The following is a 5,731-nucleotide window of genomic DNA, read 5'->3' on the forward strand; positions in this document are numbered from 1 at the left end:
ACGCGGGGTCACTTATGGCCCTAAAGAGGGGCCGAAAGGGGCCAGAAGTGACCCCGCGTTGCTTTAGGAAGCGTTGTAGCCGAAGGGGTTGTTCTTCTGCCAGCGCCAGTGGTCCTCGCACATCTGGTCTACGGTCTTGGTGGTTGACCATCCCAGGTCCGCGAGGGCGGAGGAAGCGTCGGCCCAGAAGGCAGGGAGGTCGCCGGCGCGGCGGCCGGTGATCTCGTAGGGAATGGGCTGGCCCACGGCCTTCTCGAAGGACCGCAGGACCTCAAGGACGGACGAACCGCGCCCGGAGCCAAGGTTCCAGCGGCGGACGCCGGGGTGGTGGGCGATGTAGTTCAGGGCTGCTACGTGGCCATCGGCCAGGTCCACCACGTGGATGTAGTCGCGCTGAGCGGTGCCGTCCGGGGTGTCGTAGTCGCCGCCGAAGACCATGAGCTTCTCGCGGCGTCCCACAGCTACCTGCGCGATGAAGGGAACAAGGTTGTTCGGGATGCCTTGGGGGTCCTCGCCGATGCGGCCGGACGGGTGGGCGCCCACCGGGTTGAAATAGCGCAGCAGTGCGATATGCCAGCGGTCGTCAGCGTTGCCCAAGTCCGAGAGGATGTCCTCGATCTGTTCCTTGGTGCGGCCATAAGGGTTGTTGGCACCGATTTCCATCTTCTCGATGTAGGGAATCGGGTTGTGCTCCCCGTACACGGTGGCAGAGGAGCTGAAGACGATGGAACGCACATTGTGCTTGTCCATGGCGCGGAGCAGGTTCAGGGTGCCCACGATGTTGTTGTAGTAGTAGGCGAGGGGTTCCTGGACGGACTCACCGACGGCCTTCAGTCCGGCGAAGTGGATGACGGCGTCTATCTGGTGCTGGTCGAAGACAGCCTCTACGGCCGGCTCGTCCACCAGGTCCACCTTGTGGAAGGCGGCGGTCTTGCCGGTGAGCTCCGAGACCCGGCGGAGGGATTCCTCGCTGGAGTTCACGAGGTTGTCGAGCACAACGACGTCGTGGCCGGCTTCCTGAAGGGACAAAACGGTGTGGGAACCGATGTAGCCGGTGCCACCCGTGACAAGAATTTTCATGGTTCCCACGCTATCGGAAATCGGAGCCACGCCGCTCTGTGTTGAGCGGTGTTGAAGCACGTTCGTGCTAAAAACTACTGGTGCCCAAAATTGTTGATGCCGAAGCCCGGCGCCATGAAGTTGTCCAAGCCGTCTTCCGGATCATTGCCAGCGACGGCTTGGAACGGGCATCCCTCAGGGAAGTAGCCGACGAAGCAGGGCTGGCGGTTGGCTCGGTTCGGCACTACTTCGCCAGCAGTGATGAACTTCTGGTCTTCTCCTTTGGGGCGGTGATCGATCGAATCGCAGGGCGTCTTGAGACGGCACTCGCGTCCGTCGAAGAAGCCGTGCCGGAAAGCCCCGGCCAGGACCAGGCTGTGCTGAATCTCCTGGGCCAGTTCCTGCCCCTGGACGAGGAGCTCGCGGTAGACGCTTGCGTGTGGATGGCGTTCCGGCACGCGGCCCGGATCAAGCCCGTCCTGGCCGACGAAGCCGAACGCAGTCACCGCGCCGTGGCCGCCGTTGTGGGACGCCTCATTATGCTGTTGAGCCCTGGTGAAGCTGATGTGCAGCAAACTCTCGTCACTGAAGCTGAAAGGCTCCTCGCCACCATGGACGGGGTGTGCATGCACGCCCTGTTGCAGCCCGAGTGGATGACCGCTGAAATGTGCAGCGACGTCCTCACGGCCCACCTCCGTTCCCTCCGTACTGTGCCTGCCGGCCGTTAGGGTTGCTTGGCGCACAAGAGGCGGATAACGCCATTACCGTCAAGAGCCATCGGGAATAGACTGGGATATGTCGGGGACCTGCCAAAGGGAGGAATTCGCATGCACGAGTCAGGCGGCCCGGGATGGCGCATCACCATGGATACGTCCGGACCGATGCTCATTGCCCTGTACTTGCGCGATGTAGCGGGACTGGATGGTGCCGGTAAACCGATACTCTCCCAGGCAGCTCCGAAAGTCCGGCACGCAGACCACAAGCACCTCACCTCTGACGTAGGAGGCTTCCCGGCGCTGAAGACCGAGTGGGAAGCCTGGTGGGAAAGCCTGGTGAAGTCTTATCCCAACCCCGCCCCTGAGCTGGCGCCTCCGAGCTTCAAGGCGTTCGGCAACTCACCGGCACTTCAGCGCGTCCTGCAGGCACACTTCGGCTCGGCACTGGGGTGGGCCACTGACAGGATTGACGAGTACGCCCATCTGGAGGCCGCCCGTGAAGCCAACGGGGTGACCCACGTACTGAACGAGATGGTGGAGGACCGGCTCCTTGAAGTCGGCCGCAGTTCCCGCGACTTCGAGCTCACCATCATTGAGCTGCCGCTCAACGAACCGCGAGCCTGGTATCTGGAACCGGACACCATGATCATGAGCCACCAGTTGCTGTCAGAGCCCGATGTGTTCCGCAGTTACGTACAGCCCGTGGTGGAAATGCTCGCCTGATGTAGCTGGCCGGGCAAAGAATCAGGTGGCCGGCGCTGAAACAGTGATGGTGACCGTCTCTGCAGGGGCGGCCGAGGGTTGCCAGCCGTCGCGTTTCTCCCGGTTCCAGGTCTGGCCGGCAAGGTCAACCTGCGTGATGGACAGCGTCTTGGCGTTCGCCACCGCCCAGTGAGCAACAGCCCACGCCTGCGTTCCGCCGATCTCCAGCTGAACGGAGCGGCCCTGAACAGTGGCAGCTTGGGTGCCGAACGCCGTCGTGAGCCAATCGACGACGACGGCAGGGTCGCCCGCCGCTTCCGGCATGCGCAGTTCGCAGTTCAATGACGAGGAGGAGTGTCCGGTGAGGGCCGAAGCGAAAGCCCGGCCCATTCCCTCGTGCTGGGCGTAAGCGCGGGGGAACGCGGAACGCTGAACCGCTTGGGCGGCTTGGGTGATCTCCATGGTCTCGTAGCCGGGCACCTTGACCAGCCCGTCAAAGAACGCATTGCTCGCGTAGACGGGGTCCATCACCTGTTCCTCGGTTCCCCAGCCCTGCGAGGGCCTTTGCTGGAACAAGCCGCGGGAGTCCGGGCCGGCGTCGTCTCCGTAGTTGATGTTGCGCAGCCTGGATTCCTGCATGGCCGTGGCCAAGGCAATGCTCGCCGCCCTGGGTGGAAGGCCTCGCTGGACTGAGATTGCAGAGATGAGCGACGCATTTGCTGCCTGGTCCGTGGCAAGCTCATGGCTTTCGGAACCGACCACGGCGAAGCAGCGCTCCGTGACCAGGGTCTCGGAGCGCTGCAGCACTGCAACTATTGCGTAGATGGCACCTGCTACGAGGGCCAAAGCCAGCACCGCAACGATGATGCGGCGGAACCGGCGCATTGATTCTCTCCTGCTAGTTGGCGTGGAGAGCCTCATTCAGCTCCACCGTCTGGCCCTTGCGGGGAAGGACTTCAACTCCGCCCGTGGTGGAGTTGCGGCGGAAGAGGAGGTTGGGGACGCCGGAAAGTTCCACAGCCTTGATGATCTTGCTGGTGTCCTCGCCGTTCTCGTCCTTGGGGCCCGGAACCCGTACACGGGTACCCGCTGTGACGTACAGGCCGGCCTCCACCACGGAGTCATCGCCAATGCTGATGCCCACGCCGGAGTTGGCGCCGAGCAGGACCCGCTCGCCCAGGGCGATCTTTTCCTTGCCTCCACCGGACAGCGTGCCCATGATGGACGCTCCGCCACCCACGTCCGTGCCGTCGCCGGCCACGACGCCTGCCGAGATGCGGCCTTCCACCATGGAAGTGCCCAGGGTTCCTGCGTTGAAGTTCACGAAGCCTTCATGCATGACCGTGGTGCCTTCGGCGAGGTGGGCGCCCAAACGGACGCGGTCGGCGTCGGCAATCCGGACGCCGGTGGGGACCACGTAGTCAACCATGCGCGGGAACTTATCCACACCGAAGACCACCACGTTGCCGCGCTTGCGCAGGCGGGCGCGGGTCAGTTCGAAGCCGTCAACAGCGGCGGGGCCGAAGTTGGTCCACACCACGTTGGGAAGCTTGCCGAAGACGCCGTCAAGGTTGATGCTGTTGGGCTTGACCAGGCGGTGCGAGAGCAGGTGCAGACGCAGGTAGGCATCGGCAGTGTCTGCAGGGGCGGCGTCGAGGTCGATCTGCGCGAAGACAACCTTCTGCTCGGTGCCGCGGTCGGCGTCCTTGCCTTCTTCGGCAAGGGCCGTGAGCGCGGGATCAGCGTTGTTGACGTCGCGCAGGGTCTCGGCGGCAACGCCAAGCGCGGGTGCGGGGTACCAGACATCCAGCACGGTTGCTTCCCCGGAAGCCGAGGTGGCGATGGTGGCCAGGCCGAAGCCATAGGCCGATCGGTGGTTTTCGGTGGCGTTTGCAGGCACAGCAGAGGAAGCAGTTTCAGTCATGGGCCAAGTCTATCCAGCAGGCAGAGGACGGTTAAAACCCGTCTCATGCCATAGAAGTCGCATTTATGGTTGTCACCGGGGATTAAGCTGGACGGGTGACCCTGAAACCTGCTCCCGCCCTCCTTGACCTGCGCCAGGACGTTGCCTTGCTGACGGCCGCGATCATCGACTTCAACAGTGTCTCCGGCAACGAGACCGAGCTTGCCGACGCCGTCGAGGCAGCTTTGCGTGCCATCCCCGGCTATACCGTGATCCGGGACGGCGACGCCATCATTGCGCGCACTGAACTTGGCCGCTCCGAGCGCGTCATCCTGGCCGGACATCTGGACACCGTGCCCCTGCCCACGGTGGCGGGCTCGCTGGGTACTGTTCCGGCCACGTGGGAATCCGGTGTTCCCGGTGAAGGCATGCTGTACGGCCGCGGTACCACTGACATGAAGGGCGGAGTTGCGGTGCAGTTGGCCCTCGCGGCAACACTGTTCGACGACGGGCGGCAGCCGGACAAGGATGTCACCTTCGTCTTCTACGACCATGAAGAAGTTGAAGCAGTCAAGAGCGGCCTTGGAAGGCTGGTCCGCAACCATGGAGACCTGCTCCAGGGCGACTTCGCGATCCTGCTGGAGCCGACCCACGGCACCGTTGAAGGTGGCTGCAACGGAACCAGCCGTTTCGAAGCCACCACCATCGGCGAAGCGGCCCACTCTGCCCGGGCATGGATGGGCGTCAACGCAATTCACGCCGCAGCACCTATCCTGGCGCGGCTCGCCGACTACGAGCCGCAGACCATCAATGTGGACGGGCTCTATTACCGCGAGAGCCTCAACGCGGTGAAGATCAACGGGGGCACCGCGGGCAACGTCATCCCGGACCGCTGTGTGGTGGAAATCAACTACCGTTTTGCACCCGACAAGACCCCGGATCAGGCCGAGGCCGTCGTCAGGGATTTGCTGGAAGGATTCGACGTCGTCCGTACCGACGCCGCTGCCGGCGCCAGGCCAGGACTGAATCACCCCGCCGCCGCGTCCTTCGTGGCCGCAGTGGGTGCCGAGCCCAAGCCCAAGTACGGGTGGACCGACGTCGCGCGTTTCAGCGAGCTGGGTATCCCGGCAGTGAACTTCGGCCCCGGCGATCCTCTGCTGGCGCACAAGGACAACGAGCACGTCGACGCCGACGCCGTGCGTGAGTGCCTCCGTGCCCTGCGGACCTGGCTCACCGCATAGTCCTCACGTTTACCGGCCCTTCGCAGATGAGCATGGTTAGGGCGGCCTGAAAGTGCCGTCTTGGGGTTGGCCGTTTGCGGTGCGGCGGGTCGCGGCGGGAAAGAGGTCAG

At 63.8% G+C, this 5,731-nt stretch carries 6 protein-coding genes; 3 read left to right on the plus strand and 3 right to left on the minus strand.

From position 1 onward, the window contains the following. Positions 1-63: 63 nt before the first annotated feature. Positions 64-1,080: a UDP-glucose 4-epimerase GalE gene (galE, locus tag ACLRGI_RS23345; protein ID WP_419203810.1), complete on the minus strand. Its 1,017-nt coding sequence runs from the start codon at positions 1,078-1,080 to the stop codon at positions 64-66. Positions 1,081-1,160: 80 nt separating this feature from the next. Here galE and ACLRGI_RS23350 point away from each other — a divergent pair, with 80 nt between their 5' ends. Both ACLRGI_RS23350 and ACLRGI_RS23355 read left to right on the plus strand, forming a co-directional pair. Next, positions 1,161-1,787: a TetR/AcrR family transcriptional regulator gene (locus ACLRGI_RS23350; protein ID WP_419203811.1), complete on the plus strand. Its 627-nt coding sequence runs from the start codon at positions 1,161-1,163 to the stop codon at positions 1,785-1,787. Positions 1,788-1,886: 99 nt separating this feature from the next. Further along, complete coding sequence (locus ACLRGI_RS23355) at positions 1,887-2,498, plus strand: hypothetical protein (protein WP_419203812.1); 612 nt, start codon at positions 1,887-1,889, stop codon at positions 2,496-2,498. 21 nt (positions 2,499-2,519) lie between these two features. Here the strand turns inward: ACLRGI_RS23355 and ACLRGI_RS23360 are convergent, their stop codons facing one another. Together ACLRGI_RS23360 and dapD are read right to left on the minus strand one after the other, a co-directional pair. Beyond that, the gene (locus ACLRGI_RS23360; RefSeq protein ID WP_419203813.1) at positions 2,520-3,362 is read right to left on the minus strand and encodes a hypothetical protein; all 843 of its coding nucleotides are present in this window, start codon (positions 3,360-3,362) and stop codon (positions 2,520-2,522) included. A gap of 13 nt (positions 3,363-3,375) precedes the next feature. After that, positions 3,376-4,401, minus strand: a complete 1,026-nt coding sequence (gene dapD / locus ACLRGI_RS23365; protein ID WP_419203814.1) for a 2,3,4,5-tetrahydropyridine-2,6-dicarboxylate N-succinyltransferase — start codon at positions 4,399-4,401, stop codon at positions 3,376-3,378. Between the two features lie 95 nt (positions 4,402-4,496). On the opposite strand from dapD, the gene dapE reads away from it, so the two are divergent. After that, positions 4,497-5,621: a succinyl-diaminopimelate desuccinylase gene (gene dapE, locus ACLRGI_RS23370; protein ID WP_419203815.1), complete on the plus strand. Its 1,125-nt coding sequence runs from the start codon at positions 4,497-4,499 to the stop codon at positions 5,619-5,621. Positions 5,622-5,731 lie beyond the last annotated feature (110 nt).

Origin of the sequence: Paenarthrobacter sp. PPS72 (assembly GCF_048537125.1) — a bacterium.
GTDB classification, from domain to species: domain Bacteria; phylum Actinomycetota; class Actinomycetes; order Actinomycetales; family Micrococcaceae; genus Arthrobacter; species Arthrobacter nitroguajacolicus_E.

Coding starts and splice junctions, on each gene's coding strand:
- galE (WP_419203810.1), bottom strand. CDS start 1,080: ATGAAAATTCTTGTCACGGGTGGCACCGGCTACATCGGTTCCCACACC.
- ACLRGI_RS23355 (WP_419203812.1), top strand. CDS start 1,887: ATGCACGAGTCAGGCGGCCCGGGATGGCGCATCACCATGGATACGTCC.
- ACLRGI_RS23360 (WP_419203813.1), bottom strand. CDS start 3,362: ATGCGCCGGTTCCGCCGCATCATCGTTGCGGTGCTGGCTTTGGCCCTC.
- dapD (WP_419203814.1), bottom strand. CDS start 4,401: ATGACTGAAACTGCTTCCTCTGCTGTGCCTGCAAACGCCACCGAAAAC.